The sequence below is a fragment of the Bradyrhizobium sp. CCBAU 45389 genome (assembly GCF_028128625.1).
Lineage (GTDB): Bacteria > Pseudomonadota > Alphaproteobacteria > Rhizobiales > Xanthobacteraceae > Bradyrhizobium > Bradyrhizobium liaoningense_B.
In genome coordinates, this window is sequence record NZ_LBIY01000089.1 from 85,143 (window position 1) to 103,695 (window position 18,553).

The window sequence follows — 18,553 nt, forward strand, 5'->3', positions numbered from 1 at the left end:
ATGAGGCACTTTGCAGGGCCGATTGGAATCGCGATTGCGGCATCGCTGTGGGCAAGCGCGGCTTGCGCGCAAAGCACCGTGTACATCCCCGACGTCATCGAGCTGTCCGGGCCCGGCGCCGTCTCCGGCACCAATTGGCGCGACGGCGTTGCGCTCGCTGTCGACGAGATCAACAATGCCGGCGGCATTCTGGGTCGCAAGATCCAGACCGAGCACCTGGACACCCAGAGCAACCCCGGCATCTCGCGCGCCCAGGTGCAGAAGGTCCTCGACAAGGACCCCTATGTCGTGCTCGGGCCGATCTATTCGGGTTCGGTCAAGGTGAACATGGCACTGACGCAGGCCGCGGAGATCCCGCAGATCGTCGGCGCCGAGGCCGCCGACATCACCACGCAAGGCAATCCCTGGGTCTTCCGCACCGCCTTCGGCCAGCAATTCTCGATGCCGAAGATCGCCAACTACCTGCACGACAAGCTCAAGGTGAAGGCGGTCGCGGTGGTCTGGGTCAACAATGATTTCGGCAAGGGCGGCCGCGACAATTTCGTCAAGGAGATGAAGGCGCGCAATATCGAGATCGCGGCCGATATCTCGACCGAGCAGGGCCAGGTCGATTTCGGCTCCGACGTCATCAAGCTCAAGGGCGCCAAGGCCGATGCGATCTTCGTCTACACCAACGAGGAGGAGAGTGCCCGCTTCCTCATCGAAGCGAAGCGGCAGGGCGTGGCAACGCCGCTGTTCGGCGAGACCACGCTGCTCAGCCAGAAGGTGGTCGAGCTCGCCGGTCCCGCCGCCAACGGCGTGCGCGGCCATGTCGGCCTGTCCGCCGACGCGCCGGTGCCGGCGATCGAGGACTTCACGAAGAAGTTCAGCGGGCGCTACAAGTACCGGCCCGATCACAACGGCATCAAGGGCTATACCGCCGTCTATCTCGTCAAATACGTCACCGAGAAGATCGGCAAGTTCGACAGCAAGGCCTTTGGCGCGGCGATGAAAGGCCTGACCCTGACGCCCGACAAGGCCCCTGGCATGCTGATGGAAGCCAGCTGGGATCAGAACGGCGACATCGACCGCGCCAGCTTCCTTGCCGAGATCATCGACGGCAAGCAGAAGATCGTCGAGACGCTGCCAAAGCTGAAGGGCGGCAAGGGCGAGTAGCGGCCCCGCCCGCGCCAGACTCAGAGCTCGTCGAGCGCGGCCCATTGCGGCACGTGCGCGGCGAGCTTGTCGAGCAGGCGCTCGAATTCGTTGCGCTCGGCCCGCGTGAGGCACGCGAGCATGGCGCGCTCCCGCTCGCGCAGGGCAGGGATGTATCGCGCATAGAGCGCGCGGCCGGCTGCCGTCATGAACAATTGCTGACGGCGGCTGTCGGTCTTGTCGGCGGCGCGCCGTATCAGCTTCTTCTTCTCCAGCGCGATGATGCCGCGACTGATATTGGCCTTGAGATGGCCGGAGAATTCGCAGATCTCGCTAGCCGTCACGCCTTCGCGGAAGTTCAGGAAGATCAGGGTGACGATCTCCGGTCGCGTCAGACCGAGCTCCATCTCGATCCGCCGGAACGACGGCTCGCGGTAGAAGTTCAGCACGTAACCCATCCGGTACGCGATCTGGAGCTCGGTCCCCCCGATCACCGCCGCGAGCGGCTCCCGCTCCGCCTGGAGGCCCTTGGTCGTGCCGTTCGATGATTTTCGAGATGGTCTCATATGAGACTTTCTGGTTGCTTTTCGATCCGGCATGATTTTAACATCGCCGCGCGGTCCGCAAGAACGGCCGTCGTCGATAGTTGTGGAGGAACGGATGGAGGCGACGCCGGCCAGGCGGAGCGCTAAAGACCCGTCGTGCGAGCGCGAGGTTCGGTGTTTCTATGCGGGAACGCCGGCGCATCCGGTCTATGTCGATCATGTGGCATCGCCGCGCGCGGCCACGGGCAGGGCGCCCGTCGTCATGGTTCACGGCGCCGGTCACACCGGGACGTGCTATCTGGCGACGCCGGATGGACGGCCGGGTTGGGCGGTGCGGTTCGCCGCGGCTGGCCGGGATGTGTTGGTGCCGGACTGGCCCGGCCACGGCCGCTCGCCGCAACCGGCGGATTTTCCACGGCTGGGCACCGCCGACGTCGCCACCTCGCTGCTGGCGCTGGTCGAGCAGATCGGCCCTGCCGTGCTGCTGGTACATTCGGCGAGCGGACCGATGGCATGGTGGATGGCGGAGCGGCGTCCCGATCTCGTCCGCGCCGTGATCGGCATCGCGCCGGGGCCGCCGGCCAATCTGCTGCGCGATCTGCCCGACGATCCCGCATCGATCCTCGCCTTGCGTGACGATGCCAGCGCCGGTCACCCGGTCTATTCGGATGAAACCATGCCGGTGCGGCTGACGGCGGAGTTTGCTGCGGCCTATTGGGCCAATACGCCGCGCTTTCCGCAGGGCGCGTTCGAAAACTACTGTCGCTCATTCGCGCCGGAGAGCGCGCGCATCCTGAACGAGCGCTTCAACATCGCCGGCCGCGGGCTCAGGATCGGCGATCCCATGCGCCTGCGATCAACGCCGATTATGATCGTGACCGGGGACCGCGATCCGCGCCATCCGCGCGAGGTTGATGCGGCGACGGCCGGCTATCTCGGCGCAGAATTTGTCTGGCTTCCGGATCGCGGCATCGAGGGCAACGGTCACATGATGATGATCGAGGACAACAGCGACGATCTGGCCGCCATGATCCTGGCCTGGCTCGACGCCGTCAAATGCTGAGATATCGCATCGAGGGGGACGACAGATGAATTGGATTGCGCGCGCTCTGCTGCTGTTTGCGCTTCCCGTCGCCGCACAGGCGCAAGTCAGTGGCGACGTCGTCAAGCTCGGTGTGCTCACCGACATGGCCGGCGTCACCGCGGACATCACCGGCAAGGGCTCGCTGGTCGCTGCAGAAATGGCGGCCGATGAAATCGGCGGCAAGGTTCTGGGCAAGCCGATCCAGATCATTTCCGCCGACCACCAGCACAAGGCCGATGTCGGCTCGGCGATCGCCCGCCGCTGGTTCGACGTCGAGGATGTCGATGCGATCGTCGATGTGCCGAATTCGGGCGTTGCGCTCGCGGTCCAGGGCCTGGCCCGGGAAAAGAAGCGGATCGTCCTCTATTCCGGTCCCGGCACGACCGCGCTTACCAATGAGCAATGCTCGCCCTATGGCTTCCACTGGACCTACGACACCTATGCCGTCTCCCACGGCACCGCGTCTGCCGTGGTCAAGGCCGGCGGCAGCAGCTGGTTCATTCTGGCCTCCGACTATGCTTTCGGTCATCAGCTTCAGCAGGACGCGACCAGCGTGATCACCGCCTCGGGCGGCAAGGTGCTGGGTGTGGCCCGCCATCCGCTCAACACGCCGGACTTCTCTTCATTCCTGCTGAGCGCGCAGTCCTCCGGCGCCAAGGTGATCGGCCTCGCCAATGCAGGCAACGACACTGTCAACGCGATGCGGCAGGCCGGCGAATTCGGCTTGACTCAAGGTGGCCAGAGTCTCGCCGCGCTGATCCTGTTCCTTCAGGACGTGCATGCCCTCGGTCTCAAGGGCGCGCAGGGCACTTACCTGACCACGGCGTCCTACTGGGACATGAACGAGGCGACGCGCGCCTGGTCGAAGACGTTCTTTGCGAAAACCGGGATGATGCCGTCGATGCTGCATGCCGGCGTCTATGGCGCTGTGCGCCATTATCTGAAGGCCGTCGCCAGCGCCGGCACCGACGACGCCGACAAGGTCGCAGCAGCCATGAAGGCGCTCCCCGTCGAGGACGTCTTCTCGGAGGATGCGCGCATTCGCGAGGATGGCCGGGTGACGCGCACCATGTATCTGGTCCGCGTCAAGAAGCCGTCGGACTCGAAATACCCCTGGGACTATTTCGAGATCGTACGCAAGATTCCGCCAGAAGAGACGGTCTGGCCGCTCGCGGAGAGCAAATGTCCGCTGGTCAAGGCCTCCAGCCGCTGAATCGGGGACGGCCGTCGAACGGAGTGGCAAAGCGAGCTCGCCACGGGCATGATGCGGGTGTGATATCTCGCCCTCTTGCGATCCCGGACGACCCCAACACATGAAAACCACGCTGCTCAGATCCGAAGACTACACCCGCTCGCCCTGGAAGAACGGCGGCGGCATCTTCACCGATATCGCGGGTGCCCATCGTGCAGACAGCCCGGTGAAGGACTGGAACAGCCTGCTCTGGCGCTTCGCCTCCACGCCGATCGTGGCGCCTGGTCCGTTCTCCTACATGCCCGGCATCGACCGCCTGCAGATGGTCGTCAAGGGGCGCGGGCTGGTGCTGAAATCGCCGGAGCGGGAATTCGACGAGCGTGAACCTTTTACGACGGTGCGCTTCACGGGCGAGCTCGAGATCGTCACCGCGCTCGAGGACGGTCCCGTCGAGGTCGTGAACCTGATGGCGCGGCGCGGAGCTGCGGAGATCGAGCTCGTCGCGCTGCGGGAACCGGGCGGGCGGGTATTGTCCGCCGGCACGCATCTCATCTACGCGGTTTCCGGCGATTGCAGCATTCGTCTCAATAGTGAGGATCTTGTCATTCCCGACGGTAGCACGCTGAAGGTCGAGCTGGCCGGGGCGGCCAGGGTGGCACTGGTCGCGGGGCTGGCGGTGCTGGGATCGATCCGGCTCGTCGGCTAGACCGCAGCGGCCTTTCCGATGCGCACGATCCGTGCAACTGGCTAGGTTGGCGCGACCCCGCCGGCGCACTATATCTGCTGTCGATGCAGACCGCCGCGAAGGGGCCGGATATGAACGCGCCACACCAGAATCCCCCCACGCTGTCCGACGGCGTCGTCGACTGGCTCACCAACGGCACGCGCGACGAGCGCTTCATCGACAATATCTTCGCGCAGATGTGCATCCGTCTCCAGCAGGCGGGCATTCCGCTGAAGCGGTCGACGATGCACGTCCGCATCCAGCATCCGCAATGGCTCGGCGCCGGTTTCATGTGGTCGGACGGCATGCGCGAGGCGAAGATATCGCGGGTCGACTTCGACGTGATCGAGCGATCCGAGTTCATCGGCAGTCCTATCAACGAAATGATGGACGGCTCGACCGAGCTCCGCGAGAAGCTCGAAGGCGATCCGTCGCTTGGCCGCAAGCACGCGCTCTATGACGAGATGCGCGCGAAAGGCCTGACCGACTACGTTGTCTGGCCGCTCCATCACACGCTCGGCAAGCGCCACTTCGTCACCTTCGCGACCGACCGGCCCGGCGGTTTCGAAGATGCGCATATCGCGGCCCTGAAGAACGTGCTGCCGGTGCTGGCGCTGGTCAGCGAGATCCGCATCAAGAACCGCCTGGCCCGTACGCTGCTGGAGACCTATGTCGGCTCGCATGCCGGCGAGCTGATCCTGGCCGGCGCCACAAGGCGCGGCACCGGCACCACGGTGCGCGCCGCGATCATGATCTGCGACTTGCGCGATTTCACGAAAATCTCCGACAACTGGCCGCGCGACGACGTCATCGATCTGCTCAACGACTATTTCGACGCGATGTCGGAGCCGATCGCGCGGCACGGCGGCGAGATCCTGAAATTCATCGGCGACGGCCTGCTCGCCATCTTCCCCCTGAGCCAGCCCGATGCCTGCGCCAACCTGCTGCATGCCGTGAGCGAAGCCCGCCAGGCCATGGCCGCGCTGAACGAGCGCAACAAGAGCAGCGCCCGGGCGCCGCTGAACTACGGCATCGGCGTCCATGTCGGCGACGTCATGTACGGCAATATCGGATCATCGAGCCGGCTCGACTTCACCGTGATCGGCCCCGCCGTCAACATGGCCTCGCGCCTCGAAGCGCTCACCAAGCAGCTCGGGCGCAACGTGCTGCTGTCGCGCGATTTCGCCGAGCAGGTCCAGCCGAAATTCGAGCTGGAGCGCGTCGGCGAATACGAGGTGCGCGGCTTCAGCGATCCGATCGAGCTGTTTGCGTTCTAGAGTGAAGAGCCTTGCCCGCCCGCGAGCGCCGCATAGCGCTCGCGCAGGTCGATGCGCCGTCCGGATGTCGCGGCCTCGGCGATGGCGAGCGTCACCAGCAGGCTGCGCGCGCCGTCCTCGACCGGCTGCAGCGACGGCGTCACGCCCCGGACCACATCGCGGAAATGATCGAGCTGGGCGACGTAAGGATCGATCGAGACCGCATGGTTGGCCTGAACCTGGATCGGCTTGTTCCAGTCCTGCGCGCCGCCTTCCTGCGTCCATTGATCGAGGCTCGGAAACTCGATCGCGCCACGGCGGCCCATCAGGCGGTAGCTGCTCTGCCCGCTGAACGGAAACTCCGGCGCCTCGCCAAGGCCCTGCTCCATGGTCCAGGGGGACACGGCGCAGTCGCTGAGAAAGAACGTGCCGAGTGCGCCGCTCTCGAACGCCAGTAGCGCGACCGCGGTATCCTCTACGGCGAAGCCGCGCTGGCGGTTCGCGGCGATGGCCTCCACGGCGACGATTTCGCCCAGCGTAAAGCGCAGGAAGTCGATCTCGTGGATCAGATTGATCAGGATCGGGCCGCCGCCGGCCTGCGACCGCCAGGGCGCGGCCTTGAAATAGTCCGCCGGCTTGTGGACGGCCCAGATCGCGGAGACGCCGACGACATCGCCGATGCGGTTCTCGCCAAGCAGCGTCTTGAGCGCCTTCACCTGCCTGTGGTGACGGCGGTGGTGACCGACCAGCGAGCGGACGCCGGCTCTGCGGACCTCGGGGATCAGACCCGCGGCGGTCTCGAGCGTATCGGTGACCGGCTTTTCGATCAGGATATGGATTCCGGCTCGCGCGCAGGCGATGCCGTTCTCGGCATGCAACTGGTTGGGCGAGGCGATGATCACCGCCTCGGGCCGCGCCTCGTCGAGCAGCTTGCGATAATCCCCGAAGACGCGCGCGCCGGGCTGTTCGGCTGCGACCTGCGCGGCATTGACGTCGGCAATGCCGACGAGCTCGTAGTCGCCATGCTCGGCGAGCTTGCGCAGGTGCTTGCGTCCGATCAACCCCGCGCCGATCACGGCAATCCTGATTTTCGTCATGTCATGCGTTCCGTTGGTTAAGCCCAGCCGTGACAGTCGCGTCGACCGGCGCCGCGGTCGCGGCCTTCGATCACGTGCCTGGCTGCATTGAACGCCGTGGCGATCCGCTCGCTTGCGTCCAGCGCCGGCATCGGCATCTCGACGCTGAGCGCAGCATCCCCGGGCAGCGCCTCCAGCAGCGGGCCGAGCGGCAAGGCACCGTCTCCGGGCGGCAGCCGTCCCTCGCGCGCCTCGGCGATGATGGCCGTTTCCGTTGCCGGCGCGTCGGCTGTGGCATCGCAGAGCTGCGCGGCGCGCAGCCAATGGTCGGGAAGGGTGATCAGGTCGGCGGCCCGGCCGCCCGAACGCGTCAGGTGCAGCGCGTCGACCAGGATGGCGCCGTTCCTCTGGCCTGCATCGCGCACGACCGCCGCGGCCTGGGCGAGGTTGCCGACCGCGCGCCAGAGCATGAATTCGAGATCGACGCGCAGGCCGAAGGATGCGGCGAGCAGGCAGAGCTCGGCGAAATGGGCGGTGAGCCGCGGCCCGTCCGGATCGTCGCCGGAAGCGATGAGCGCCGTCGCGCCGAGATCGGCGGCGGCTTCGAGACAGCCTGCGAGCGAAGCAATCTCGATGCCCGGCTTGAGCTGGACCAGCTCGATATCGCTGACCCGCACGCCCTCGTCCGTCAGCACGCGCTTGAGTGCGCGGTGGGCCTCGGTGCCTGTTTGGGTCGGATAGGCCGGCCCGTCGGCGGTCGCGGGGATGAAGCGCAATGCGACCGTGGCAAATCCAGCCCGCGCGGCCTCGGTAACGAGCCGCGCCGGCGCAAGCTCCAATGCGGTGAGATGGGCAAGACCGAGCTTTGTCACGCTTCAACGCTCCGGTGCGGACAAGCCCGCGAACAGGAGATGGCGCGGCGGGCGCCGGTCGATTGCATCTGTCTCCTCCCGTTAATTAATCAACAGGTTAATTGCTAATTAATCCACGGGATAATTGATGTCAAGCCGCCTCGATTGCGCTATGGAGGGAGGTGAGGCGATCCGGCGGCCGGAGCGAAGGACTGAACTGCGAGATGGCAAGTGTGAAGAAGCAGCCCGCGCGTGCCGCCAAGTCTGCGCCGGTCAAGTCTGCGCCGGTCAAGCGGCGCGACCGCGAGCGGACGCGGCAGGAGATCCTCGACATCGCTTTCGAGGAATTCGCCGAGAACGGCCTGTCCGGCGGCAACACCGATGCCATCGCCGCCCGCGCCAACGTCACCAAGCGGCTGATCTTCTACTATTTCAACTCCAAGGAAGAGCTGTTCACGGCGGTGCTGGAGATGGCCTATGCCGAGATGCGCGCGGCCGAGGAGGATCTTCATCTCGAGGCGCTGGAGCCGGAGGCTGCGATCCGCCGGCTTGCCGAATTCACCTTCGATTTCCACCAGGCCCATCCGCAATTCGTCCGCCTCGTCAGCATCGAGAACATTCATCGCGGACGGCACATGGCCAGCAGCCGCAGGCTCAAGGAGATGACGCAGCCAAGCATCAGCCAGATTGCCAAGGTGCTGGATCGCGGCGCGGCCGGCGGCGCGATCCGGCCCGGCATCGATCCGGTCGAGCTGCATATGACGCTGAATGCGCTGAGCTTCTTCGCGGTCTCCAACCGTCACACCTTCGAGGCGCAATTTGCCTTCGACATGTCCTCGCCCAGGGCGAGAGCCCAGCGCCGCGCCGAGATCGCCGATCTGCTTTGGCGCTGCGTGCGCGAGGATTGAGCTGCGGCGAGCGCCGTGGAGGCATCGATGGATGTTGTTGCCAGCGCGGGAATGTCCGACTACGCTTCGCCTCAGGTAGCCCAGACGGACCCGCGATCAGCCGCCCGTTCATGCCCAAATTTCTTCGCATCGGTGTCCATCAGTCGAACGTCTCCGGGTACACGTCGAAGGCGTGGTGCATCAGGCGTGCCGGCTCGACGATCTTCCTGAAATGGGGCGCGGTGGAGGTCAGCGGCGCTGGTGCCGTGCGAACCGTCTATTGGACGCGCGTGCCGCAGGAGAAGACGATCCGCTGCCGCACGGCACAGCGCGCCGAGGACTATGCCAAGGCCGCGATCGCGCGGCGACGCAACCACCGCTATGAACCGCTGACCGGGGCCATCGCGAACCGGCGTCCATCGGCCGCGCGCAGTGCCGAGCTCAAGAAGGCGCTCGCCACCATCCTGATCGTCGACATCGTCGGCTCGACCGCGAAGGCCGCCAAGCTCGGCGATGCGCGCTGGACCAAGGTGATGGGCCACTATTACGCCGCCGTGCGCAAGGAGCTGAAGAGCTCGCGCGGCAGGGAGGTCGTGACCACCGGCGACGGCGTGCTGGCGACATTCAAGGCGCCCGCCGCCGGCATCACCTGCGCGACCGCGATCCTGAAGGCCGTGCGCACGCTGGGGCTCGAGATCAGGGTGGGCCTGCACGCCGGCGAGTACACGATCAGCGGCGGCGAGATGGTCGGCCTCGCCTTCCACATTTGCACGCGCGTCGCCGCCAAGGCGCGCGGCGGCGAAGTGCTGGTGTCCAGCGCGGTGAGGGAACTGTTGAAGGCGCAGTCCGCGGTCAGCCTGAGGGATCACGGCATGCACCGGCTCAAGGGCGTGCCGGAGCGCTGGCGGCTGTATCGGGTAGAGGGGTGAGACGCGACGCTCCGGCTTTGGCCGCCAGCCCGCGATCGGTCAGCCGTTAAAACGTCTCGGTAATCTTGCTCAGGCGAGGGGGGCGATCCGGGTCAAATCCGCGGGCGCATGCCGCCTGCTCGATCATCCGATAGGCCGGAACGAGCATGGTGATCGGGTCGGTGGCAGGGTCATCCTCGGCCAGCCAGGGCAGCGAGCCATGCGGTCCGCCGCAGAGATGCAGCGCGACCTTTTGCTCACGCAACTCCTCTGCAAGTGCGTCCACACTGGCCGCAGTTTCATCCATCAGGCGCATCATGACGACGGGCGTGCGCGACGACAGCGCGGCACGTGGCCCATGCTGCAGCTCGGCGGCGCTCAGGCCGATGGAGGGCAGGCGCAGGATTTCCGAAAGCTTGAGCGCGATCTCCCTCGCCGAACCCAGGGCCAGGCCTCGAGCTGCCACGAACACAGCCGACGCCTTGACGAGATCATCGGCAATCTCGGACCAGTCGAGCGCCAGCGCACGGTGCAGGCGCTCGGGCAGCCGGTCGAGAGCTGAGCGCAGCGCACGATCTTGCGCCAGCTCGGCAACCAGTCCGGCACTGGCGGCCATCGAGCCAATGACGGTCTTTGTCGCCGCTACGGAGTGCTCCTGGCCGGCTTCGATCGGAACGACGAACTCCGCTTCGTCGGCCACCGGCGACGAGGTCGTATTGACGATGGCAATGGTGCGGGCGCCCGAAGCCCGCGCCGACCGTGTCGCTGCGACGAGATCCGGACTGCGTCCTGATTGCGAGATCACGATGAACAGCGCATCGCGCAGCATCAAGGGTGTGCGAAATGCCGTGATCACCGAGGGAGCACTCGCTGAAACGGGAAGGCGAAGCCGCGTCTCGACAAGATATCTCAGGAAAACCCCGGCATGCCCGGAGCTTCCCCGACCACACACGACGCACAGGGGGGCCGAGCCCATCTCAATTCGCTGCGCGATGTCGCGCGTGGCGGGGCGGCTGCGAACGATTTTCGCGACGGTATCGGCGCTTTCCAGGATTTCACTCGCCATCGCGGATGTCATCACGGCTCGACCGCTCCGCCCTGCTTGCGTACGGCCGGTGCCTTGCGATGCCGGTCACTATGCGAGTCCCGATCCCCGGCGAGCTCGGCAAACACGCGCCGGAGATTGCCGCCGCCGTCCCTCAGAATGGTCTCGGCATCAGCCCTGTCAACGCCCAGCGCCAGAAGGACCGCCGTCTTGACGTCTCCTTCCGCCTGCTCGAGCGAGCGCGCCGCGTGCGACGGATCGCAGTCGGCGATTTGCGCCACCATGGCCTCGGCGCGCCGCTTCAGCTTGGCATTGGTTGGCTGCATGTTCACCATCATGCCGCGATACACCCGGCCAAGACGCAGCATGATCCCCGAGGAGATCAGGTTGAGCACGACCTTCTGCGCAGTGCCGGCCTTCATCCGCGTGGAGCCGGCGATCAGCTCGCGGCCAGTCTCGATCAGGATAGGAAACTTGGCCGATGCCAGCAGTGCGGTGCCGGGATTGTTGGCGACACCGACCGTCACTGCACCGCAGGAGCCTGCCTGCTGCAGCGCCGCGACCGTGAACGGCGTTGTCCCGCTGGCGGCTACCGCAATCACCACATCATGCGCTGTGAGCCGCACGGCATTGATCTGCGCGACCGCATCATCAATGTCATCCTCCGCGCCCTCGATGCTGGTGACGAAAGCACTGTCTCCGCCGGCGACGACGAAGCGGACGCGCTCTTTGGGCCAGGCGAAGGTCGGCGTCAGCTCGGCGCCGTCCTGGACCGCCACGCGCCCCGAGGTGCCGGCACCGACATAGACAAGGCGACCGTGATCGCCCAGCGCCACTTTGGCCGCTTCGGTCGCCGCGGTGATCGCGGGGAGAGCACGGCCGATCGCAGCGACTGCCGCAAGCTGGCCCTCCCACATCGCTTCCATCGCCACGGCCAGCGACCATGCATCAAGATCGGCAAAGCGGGGATCGACTTCTTCGGTGGCCATATCGTTGATCCATGCGCCATCAAACGCGGAACTTTGAAGCCGGCTCATGCTCGATTTCCATTCTGGGTAGCTGAAGCCGCCCTCGCGCCACCAGTAACGCGCCGGCCGCCGCGTCGCCGTCAGGACGCTTCAGGCGGACGCGCAGGTCGGGCGTCAGCCAGGACGTAATGGCATCCGCAAGCCCCCCCACCAGCGAGAGCCGGTCGGTTCCTCTCGCCAGGAATAGATCGAGCAGATCGCCAATGGCATCGGCTGCGCGTTCAACAATACGACGGCCGACCGGATCGCCTTGATTGGCGTGTCGCACCACGATCGGCGCGAATGCGGCGTAGTCCGTGGCTTTGGCTTCTTCGGACCAGGCCACCGCCTGATAGGGATCGTGATCGAATGCGCCCAGCACCTCCGAAAGCAATGGCGTCAGCTCGGCGCGGCGATCCGCGGCCCGCAGCGCCAGTCGGACAACCTGCAGGCCGATGTCGGCGCCGCTGCCTTCGTCCGACACGGGAAAACCGTACCCGGCGAGACGGATCTCGCGGCCGTCGACCAGGCCGACACCGACCGACCCTGTGCCGGCCACGACGATGGCCCCGTCCGCGCCGCTATGGGCGCCAAGACAGGCGGCGAGGCCGTCGCTGATGAAGTTGACGGACGCAAAGGGATGCGCGATCTCGCCGAGCGCCGCTTTCGCGCCCCGGCGCCCAATACCGGCAAGGCCAATTCCGGCGTGCATTTGGGCGAAATCCTCGCGGCTCAGCCCGGCCTGTGTGGCCGCCGCTTCGGTGGCCTCCATGATGGACCGCCAGGCCTTGTCGACGCCGATCCGCGTCGTGGCCGGTCCCGAGCTCGCTTCGCCGAGCGCCGTGCCGTTTTCGTCTTCGATCCGGGCGCGGCAGCGGGTTCCGCCGCCATCAATGCCGAGATACGTGGTACCTTTTGTTCCCATGGAAAGTTAACGCGAAGGTTTCGCTTGGGGTCCGCACAAGGTCCCCGTGGCGTACATATGAACTCTTGTGCGAGACTCGCCTCACGAGTCCGTGACGGCAATTCCCGGATCGATCCTGATGGGCCACGCTGGTTCTGCCTCTCTCACGATTGCTGCGCAGCACATCTTCGATGGGACCGACATGCGCGGACCCGGGTCGGTCAGGATCTCGCAGGGACGGATCGAAAGCATCGGCTTCGAGGAGGCCGCGGGGGCGTCCATCCGCCTTCCCCGAGATGCGATCCTTGCACCCGGATTCATCGACATCCAGGTGAACGGAGGCGGGGGCGTGCTTCTCAACGACCAGCCAACCGAGGCCGGCGTTCGCCGCATCGTCGCGGCGCACCGCAAGGCCGGGACCACGGGCTGTTTGCCGACCCTGATCTCCGATCGAAGCGAGGTCATCGAACGATTGGCTGCAACGGCCGAGGCGTGCCTCGAAATTCCCGGCGTGCTCGGCTTTCATCTGGAAGGTCCGGCCCTCAACAGGTCCCGCAAGGGCATTCATCCGGAGGCCGAGATCCGCGTGCCCGATCGGCGCGACCTCGCCGCCATCAAGAGTTTCGGGCGCCGCGGTCGCTCCATTGTGACCTTGGCCCCGGAATGCGTGCCGGCGTCCATGATCGATGAATTGATCGGCGCCGGATTGCGTATCGCGGCCGGCCACAGCGACGCCAGCGCAGCCGAAATCGGGCAGGCGGTCGATCGTGGTGTCTCGGGGGTGACCCATCTGTTCAATGCCATGTCGCAGTTGACCGCCCGGGAGCCGGGCCTGGTGGGCGCAGCGCTGGGGGATGACCGGTTGTTTGCAGGGATCATCTGCGACGGCATCCATGTCGACCGCGCCGGTTTGCGTGTTGCCTTCCGCTGCAAGGGTCGTGATCGATTGATGCTGGTTACCGATGCCATGCCATTGGCGGGCACGAACGACCGGCAATTCACGCTCCAGGGACGGGAGATCACGTTGCACGACGGTCGCCTGACTGGCCCGGATGGCACACTCGCGGGCGCTCACCTCACCATGATCGAGGCGGTACGCAACGCCGTTGCGCTCATCGGAATCTCCCTGATCGATGCCCTTGTCATGGCGTCCCGGACGCCCGCTTCATTTCTGGGCCTTGGGTCCGAGCTTGGACGGATCGCGCCGGGGTACCGCGCGGATCTTGTCGCCTTTGATCCGAATTTTGAGGTCGTCGGCACATGGATAGGCGGTGCCGGTTCGATGGGCGAGGCGAGCGAGGCTTCCGGGCGAGGTTAGATGCGCAACCATCCCATCATCGTGCAGAAATATGGCGGTGTCTGCCTGGAAACACCGGCGAAGATTCGCGCGGTTGCGCGCAGTCTCGCCGACCTGCACGGCCGCGGTCATCGTGTCGTGGCGATCGTCTCCGCCATGGGCACGACCACCGACCAGTTGATTGAGATGGCCCATCAGGTCAGCCCGACTCCGAACCGCCGCGAGCTGGATATGCTGCTGACGACCGGCGAGCGCATCAGCATGTCCCTGATGAGCATGGCGCTTTCCGATCTCGGCGTGCCTGCGATCAGCTTCACCGGCAGCCAGGCCGGCGTGATGACCGACGACTCCCATTCCTCCGCACGCATTCTGGATGTGCGTCCCATTCGCGTGCTCGAGGAACTCGACCGCGGACGCGTTGTGGTGCTGGCAGGATTCCAGGGCGTGAACCCGGCGACCAGGGAAATCACCACGCTCGGCCGGGGCGGCAGCGACACCACGGCCGTCGCGATGGCCGCTGCGCTGAAGGCCGAACGCTGTGAAATCATCAAGGAGGTCGACGGAATTTGTTCGGCCGATCCGCGCATCGTGCCGGATGCAAGGCCCCTGCGGCAGGTGGACTTCGCATCCCTGTCGGAGATGTGCTTCTGGGGTGCGAAGATCCTGCATTTTCGCAGCGTGGAGCTGGCGCAAAGTCAGGATGTGCCTCTGGTCCTCAAGCAGTGGGGTGGCGCCGGGCACAGCACGCAAGTGATGAAAGAGGTTTCAGGCATGGAAAACGGGAAGGTTCTCGCCGTCAACTCGATCGCCCGCATTGAGCACGTGGAAATCGATTCCACGGATCTCAATCACGGTTTCGAGAAACTCGCGCAGCATCTCAAGCAAAACAGCCTGTCGTGGCCGCAGCTCCTTGCATCACACTTCGCCGCAGGAAAAACCAGCATGACCGTGGCGTGCGATACGGAGTGGCTCGATGCCTTGCTGCGCACGTTGGAGCACGCCAAGGATCTGCGCAAGCAGCGCCAAGCTTCAAGCTCGGTGAGTCTCACCTGCTTCGGTGGCATCTCGTCGGAATTGCCGTTCAGGGCTTTGCAGGTCCTCAGGGGTCACGGGATTGTCCCCGACAGGTACGTTTTGTCACCGCATTCGGTCAGCCTGTTTGTCCCTGTGGAGGACCGGGAGGCCGCGGTCAGAGCGTTGCACACGCTTGTCCAGCAAGCCTAGGATCTGGGACGCATCGCGAACGTGAACTGATGCGAGAGCCGTTTGCAAGATCGTCGATTGGGAGTCCTGTTGCCGGCTCGCGAAGCTGACGCCGAACGACCCGGACTTGTCGAGGTTGATTGAGGATTTGCGCCGGGCCGCAACCCTTCCTTGAAGACTTGTCGTTTTGCTCCGGGGCGTTGCCCGCCGAATGGGATTCGCCACGGTATCCTGCGTTGCATCGGCTTTGATTTGAATCAAGCTGATTGTCCCGCCATGGCAGCACTTGTCGTGTCTTGCGGTCACAAGGGAGTGCTCGTCATGGGAATCCCTCGCGGCGCACTTGCAGTCGCAGCCATTTTGACCTTCGGTTCGACTCCGCTGCCGGCCCAACAGGTGACAGGCACTCCAGGCTCGCCGGGCGCCACCACCACCATCACCGGCAAGCAACTTCCATCACCCCCGTCGAAATTCGGCGGCGTGGTCAAGGAGAAGGCCTCGGAGTCGACGCCGTGGTGGGCGCCACGCGTCGTGCCACCGAAGGGCGCGCCCAACGTGCTGCTCATCATGACGGACGACCAGGGCTTTGGTGCACCCAGCACTTTCGGCGGCGTCATTCCTACGCCGTCAATGGATCGCATTGCCAAGGCCGGGTTGCGATACACCAATTTCCATTCGACATCGCTGTGCTCACCGACAAGGGCGGCGCTGATCACGGGCCGTAACCATCACTCGGTCGGTTACGGCGTCGTGGGCGAGATCGCGACAGGCTTTCCCGGCTACGACTCCATCATCCCGATCGAAAAGGGCACCATCGGCACAATTCTCAAGGAGAACGGCTACGCAACGTCGTGGTTCGGCAAGGACCACAACACGCCGTCCTATCAATCGAGCCAGGCCGGGCCGTTCCATCAATGGCCGAATGGCATGGGCTTCGAATACTTCTACGGCTTCGTCGGAGGCGACGCCAGCCAATGGCAACCGAACCTCTTCCGCAACACAACGGCGATCTATCCATTCCTCGACAATCCCGGCTGGAACCTGGAAACCGCGATGGCGGATGAAGCCATTCAGTACATGAAGCAGCTCAAGGAGGTCGCGCCGGGCAAGCCCTGGCTCATCTACTACGTGCCTGGTGCAACTCACGCGCCGCATCATCCCACGCCTGAGTGGATCAAGAAGGTCAGCGACATGCACCTCTTCGACGAGGGCTGGAACAAGGTGCGCCAGACCATCTTCGCCAACCAGAAGCGGCTCGGCATCATGCCCGAACATGCCAAGCTGACGCCGTGGCCGAAAGGATTGCCGGAGTGGGATTCGCTCGGCCTGGAAGAGAGGAAGCTCTTCATCAAGCAGGCAGACATCTACGGCGCGTATCTCGCCTACGCCGATCACGAGATCGGGCGGGTGATCCAGGCCGTGGACGACCTTGGCCAGCTCGACAACACGCTCATCATCTACATCGGTGGAGACAACGGCGCGAGCGCCGAGGGAATGGTCAACGGCACGCCCAATGAATTTACGACCTTCAACGGCGTGCCCGTGCCGGTGAAGGACCAGCTTCTCTGGTATCCGTTCTGGGGATCGGAACGGACGTTCCCGCATTTCGCCGCGGGCTGGGCATGGGCGATGGACACGCCGTTCAAATGGGTCAAGCAGGTGCCGTCGCATTTCGGCGGGACGGCCCAGGGCGTGGTGATGTCATGGCCCGGTCACATCAAAGATCCCGGCGGCATCCGCCGTCAATTCCATCACGTCATCGACATCGTGCCGACGATTCTGGAGGCGGCCGGTATCGCGCAGCCCGACATGGTCAATGGCATCGAGCAGGATCCCATCGAGGGTGTGAGCATGGCGTACACGTGGGAAACGGTGGCTGCGAATGCGCCTTCAACCCACACGACGCAATATTTCGAGATGCTGGGCAACCGCGCCATCTATCAGGATGGCTGGGTGGCAGCGACGGCGCCGGCAACACTGCCATGGGAGTTGAGCACCAAGACGCCGCCGGACGTGATCACCGGTTACAACTGGGAGCTCTACAACGTGCAGGAGGATCCGACCCAGTTTGACGACCTCGCTGCCAAAATGCCGGACAAGCTCAAGCAGATGCAGGATCTCTTCTACGCCGAGGCGAAGAAGTACAACGTGCTGCCGCTCGACAACTCGACATTGGCACGCTGGAACACGCCGCGTCCGAGCCTTACCGCGGGGCGCGGGGAGTTCACGTACTCCGGCGAATTGATCGGCACGCCGGCAAGTGCCGCGCCGAGCATCCTGAACAAGGGCTACACCATCACCGCCGAGGTGGTGATTCCCCAAGGTGGAGCGGAGGGCATGATCGTTACCCACGGCGGGCGCTTCGGCGGCTACGGCCTGTTCCTGAGCAAGGGCGAGTTTGGCGTCGGGCGCGGCAGGGTCGTGTTCCTCTACAACCTGCTCGACCTCAAGCGCACGACATGGGAGGGGCCCGAGCTGGAGGCCGGCAAGCACACCATCGCCTTCGAGTTCAAACCGGAGGCGACGGGCCTCGGCAAGGGCGGCACGGGCATCTTGTCGGTGGATGGCAAGGAGGTGGCACGCAACACGCTGGAGCACACCACGCCTGTCACTTTTCCCGAGGACGAGACTTTCGACGTCGGCCAGGACACCCGCACGGGGGTCGCCTTGCTGGAATATCGCTACGAGCCTCCGTTCAAGTTCACGGGCAAGCTCAACAGGCTGACGTTCAAGCTCGAGCCGGAGGGCCAAACCGTAGGCAAGAACTGACGATCCCTTCGCGTTTCAAAAAAAATCGCAAGTCGGTTGCGATGGATCAAGCCGATCCGGCTCGGCTTCCTCCCTACTGGCGACAAAGGGAAAAGGGGGCATCTGCTTCGAGGAGGCAGGTCATGGTGCAACAGGTATTGGGTGGTGTTGCCGAAGACCTAAGCATTCAGGGCTGCGACGACGTCAGCGAAGCACAGTCGACTTTCGACCGCCTGTTGAGGGCCTATTTCGCAAGGCTTCTGATCAGAGAAATCCGGGCGTCGAACAGGATCGATCCCTCGTTTGAGCTTCCTGCTCCACCAAGCGGCCATTCGCTCTCGAAGTAGCATCACCCGGCGCGTGACGGTCTGGGATACCTTCGCACCGTTGCGATGCGAGATGCACGCGGTGGAGGAACGCCGGAGCCAGCCAGCTTGATCTGGATCAAGGCCGGTTCCGCAAGGTGATGTCTCGTTAGACCTGACGTTTTCCGAGTGCCGGAGATTGACATGTCTCTTGCTGCATCACGCGTCCTCATCCTCTCCTTTTGCTGCCGTGGCGATTGCGCGTACGGCATTTGCCGAGACAGCCCGCCCCCCGGGCTGCGTCAGCCGAAGGGGCGCCATCCCATGAGGACGATATGCTTGCTTGCAGTCCTTTTCGCCCTGGAAGCGGTGTTGACGACAGCCGCT

Annotated in this window: 17 protein-coding genes; 11 read left to right on the forward strand and 6 right to left on the reverse strand. The window is 64.7% G+C overall.

Translation table 11 applies throughout. From position 1 onward, the window contains the following. On the forward strand, window positions 1-1,155 hold the full coding sequence (locus XH79_RS19325) for an ABC transporter substrate-binding protein (protein ID WP_271582639.1): 1,155 nt from the start codon (window positions 1-3) through the stop codon (window positions 1,153-1,155). Between the two features lie 20 nt (window positions 1,156-1,175). Here XH79_RS19325 and XH79_RS19330 read toward each other — a convergent pair whose 3' ends face one another. Beyond that, the gene (locus XH79_RS19330) at window positions 1,176-1,700 is read right to left on the reverse strand and encodes a MarR family winged helix-turn-helix transcriptional regulator (protein WP_212346909.1); all 525 of its coding nucleotides are present in this window, start codon (window positions 1,698-1,700) and stop codon (window positions 1,176-1,178) included. A 94-nt stretch (window positions 1,701-1,794) separates the two neighbouring features. Between XH79_RS19330 and XH79_RS19335 the strand changes: the two genes are divergently transcribed. The 4 genes from XH79_RS19335 (at window position 1,795) to XH79_RS19350 (ending at window position 5,956) form a co-directional block, all read left to right on the forward strand. Then, the gene (locus XH79_RS19335; protein ID WP_271582640.1) at window positions 1,795-2,742 is read left to right on the forward strand and encodes an alpha/beta fold hydrolase; all 948 of its coding nucleotides are present in this window, start codon (window positions 1,795-1,797) and stop codon (window positions 2,740-2,742) included. 25 nt (window positions 2,743-2,767) lie between these two features. Beyond that, the gene (locus XH79_RS19340) at window positions 2,768-3,976 is read left to right on the forward strand and encodes an ABC transporter substrate-binding protein (protein WP_271582641.1); all 1,209 of its coding nucleotides are present in this window, start codon (window positions 2,768-2,770) and stop codon (window positions 3,974-3,976) included. 100 nt (window positions 3,977-4,076) lie between these two features. Next, window positions 4,077-4,661 carry a HutD/Ves family protein gene (locus tag XH79_RS19345; protein ID WP_271582642.1) on the forward strand — a complete coding sequence of 195 codons (585 nt, stop codon included), beginning with the start codon at window positions 4,077-4,079 and terminating at the stop codon, window positions 4,659-4,661. A gap of 110 nt (window positions 4,662-4,771) precedes the next feature. Beyond that, on the forward strand, window positions 4,772-5,956 hold the full coding sequence (locus XH79_RS19350; protein ID WP_271582643.1) for an adenylate/guanylate cyclase domain-containing protein: 1,185 nt from the start codon (window positions 4,772-4,774) through the stop codon (window positions 5,954-5,956). On the opposite strand, the gene XH79_RS19355 is transcribed toward XH79_RS19350, so the two are convergent. Together XH79_RS19355 and XH79_RS19360 are read right to left on the reverse strand one after the other, a co-directional pair. Next, window positions 5,953-7,032 carry a Gfo/Idh/MocA family protein gene (locus XH79_RS19355; protein WP_271582644.1) on the reverse strand — a complete coding sequence of 360 codons (1,080 nt, stop codon included), beginning with the start codon at window positions 7,030-7,032 and terminating at the stop codon, window positions 5,953-5,955. The genes XH79_RS19350 and XH79_RS19355 overlap by 4 nt on opposite strands. A 17-nt stretch (window positions 7,033-7,049) precedes the next feature. Further along, complete coding sequence (locus XH79_RS19360) at window positions 7,050-7,883, reverse strand: sugar phosphate isomerase/epimerase family protein (protein WP_271582645.1); 834 nt, start codon at window positions 7,881-7,883, stop codon at window positions 7,050-7,052. 203 nt (window positions 7,884-8,086) lie between these two features. Between XH79_RS19360 and XH79_RS19365 the strand changes: the two genes are divergently transcribed. After that, window positions 8,087-8,770: a TetR/AcrR family transcriptional regulator gene (locus tag XH79_RS19365; RefSeq protein WP_271582646.1), complete on the forward strand. Its 684-nt coding sequence runs from the start codon at window positions 8,087-8,089 to the stop codon at window positions 8,768-8,770. Window positions 8,771-8,880: 110 nt separating this feature from the next. Next, window positions 8,881-9,678 (forward strand): adenylate/guanylate cyclase domain-containing protein, encoded by a 798-nt coding sequence (locus XH79_RS19370; protein ID WP_271582647.1) that lies wholly within the window; start codon window positions 8,881-8,883, stop codon window positions 9,676-9,678. 46 nt (window positions 9,679-9,724) lie between these two features. Here the strand turns inward: XH79_RS19370 and XH79_RS19375 are convergent, their stop codons facing one another. Genes XH79_RS19375 through XH79_RS19385 form a run of 3 tightly spaced genes read right to left on the reverse strand, consistent with a single transcriptional unit; the run spans window position 9,725 to window position 12,634 of the window. Beyond that, a complete protein-coding gene (locus XH79_RS19375; protein WP_271582648.1) occupies window positions 9,725-10,735 on the reverse strand; it encodes an SIS domain-containing protein in 1,011 nt (336 codons plus the stop codon). Continuing rightward, complete coding sequence (locus XH79_RS19380; RefSeq protein WP_271582649.1) at window positions 10,735-11,691, reverse strand: N-acetylmuramic acid 6-phosphate etherase; 957 nt, start codon at window positions 11,689-11,691, stop codon at window positions 10,735-10,737. Before XH79_RS19380 ends, XH79_RS19375 begins: the two co-directional genes overlap by 1 nt. Window positions 11,692-11,710: 19 nt before the next feature. Further along, window positions 11,711-12,634 carry a BadF/BadG/BcrA/BcrD ATPase family protein gene (locus XH79_RS19385; protein WP_271582650.1) on the reverse strand — a complete coding sequence of 308 codons (924 nt, stop codon included), beginning with the start codon at window positions 12,632-12,634 and terminating at the stop codon, window positions 11,711-11,713. Between the two features lie 118 nt (window positions 12,635-12,752). On the opposite strand from XH79_RS19385, the gene nagA reads away from it, so the two are divergent. The 4 genes from nagA to XH79_RS19405 all read left to right on the forward strand — a co-directional run bounded on the left by nagA (window position 12,753) and on the right by XH79_RS19405 (window position 18,208). Next, window positions 12,753-13,931, forward strand: a complete 1,179-nt coding sequence (nagA, locus tag XH79_RS19390; protein WP_442869962.1) for an N-acetylglucosamine-6-phosphate deacetylase — start codon at window positions 12,753-12,755, stop codon at window positions 13,929-13,931. Then, window positions 13,932-15,134, forward strand: coding sequence for an aspartate kinase (locus XH79_RS19395; RefSeq protein WP_271582652.1), 1,203 nt, complete (start codon window positions 13,932-13,934; stop codon window positions 15,132-15,134). 300 nt (window positions 15,135-15,434) lie between these two features. Further along, complete coding sequence (locus XH79_RS19400) at window positions 15,435-17,882, forward strand: arylsulfatase (RefSeq protein ID WP_271582653.1); 2,448 nt, start codon at window positions 15,435-15,437, stop codon at window positions 17,880-17,882. A 122-nt stretch (window positions 17,883-18,004) separates the two neighbouring features. Next, the gene (locus XH79_RS19405) at window positions 18,005-18,208 is read left to right on the forward strand and encodes a hypothetical protein (RefSeq protein ID WP_271582654.1); all 204 of its coding nucleotides are present in this window, start codon (window positions 18,005-18,007) and stop codon (window positions 18,206-18,208) included. Window positions 18,209-18,553: the final 345 nt, after the last annotated feature.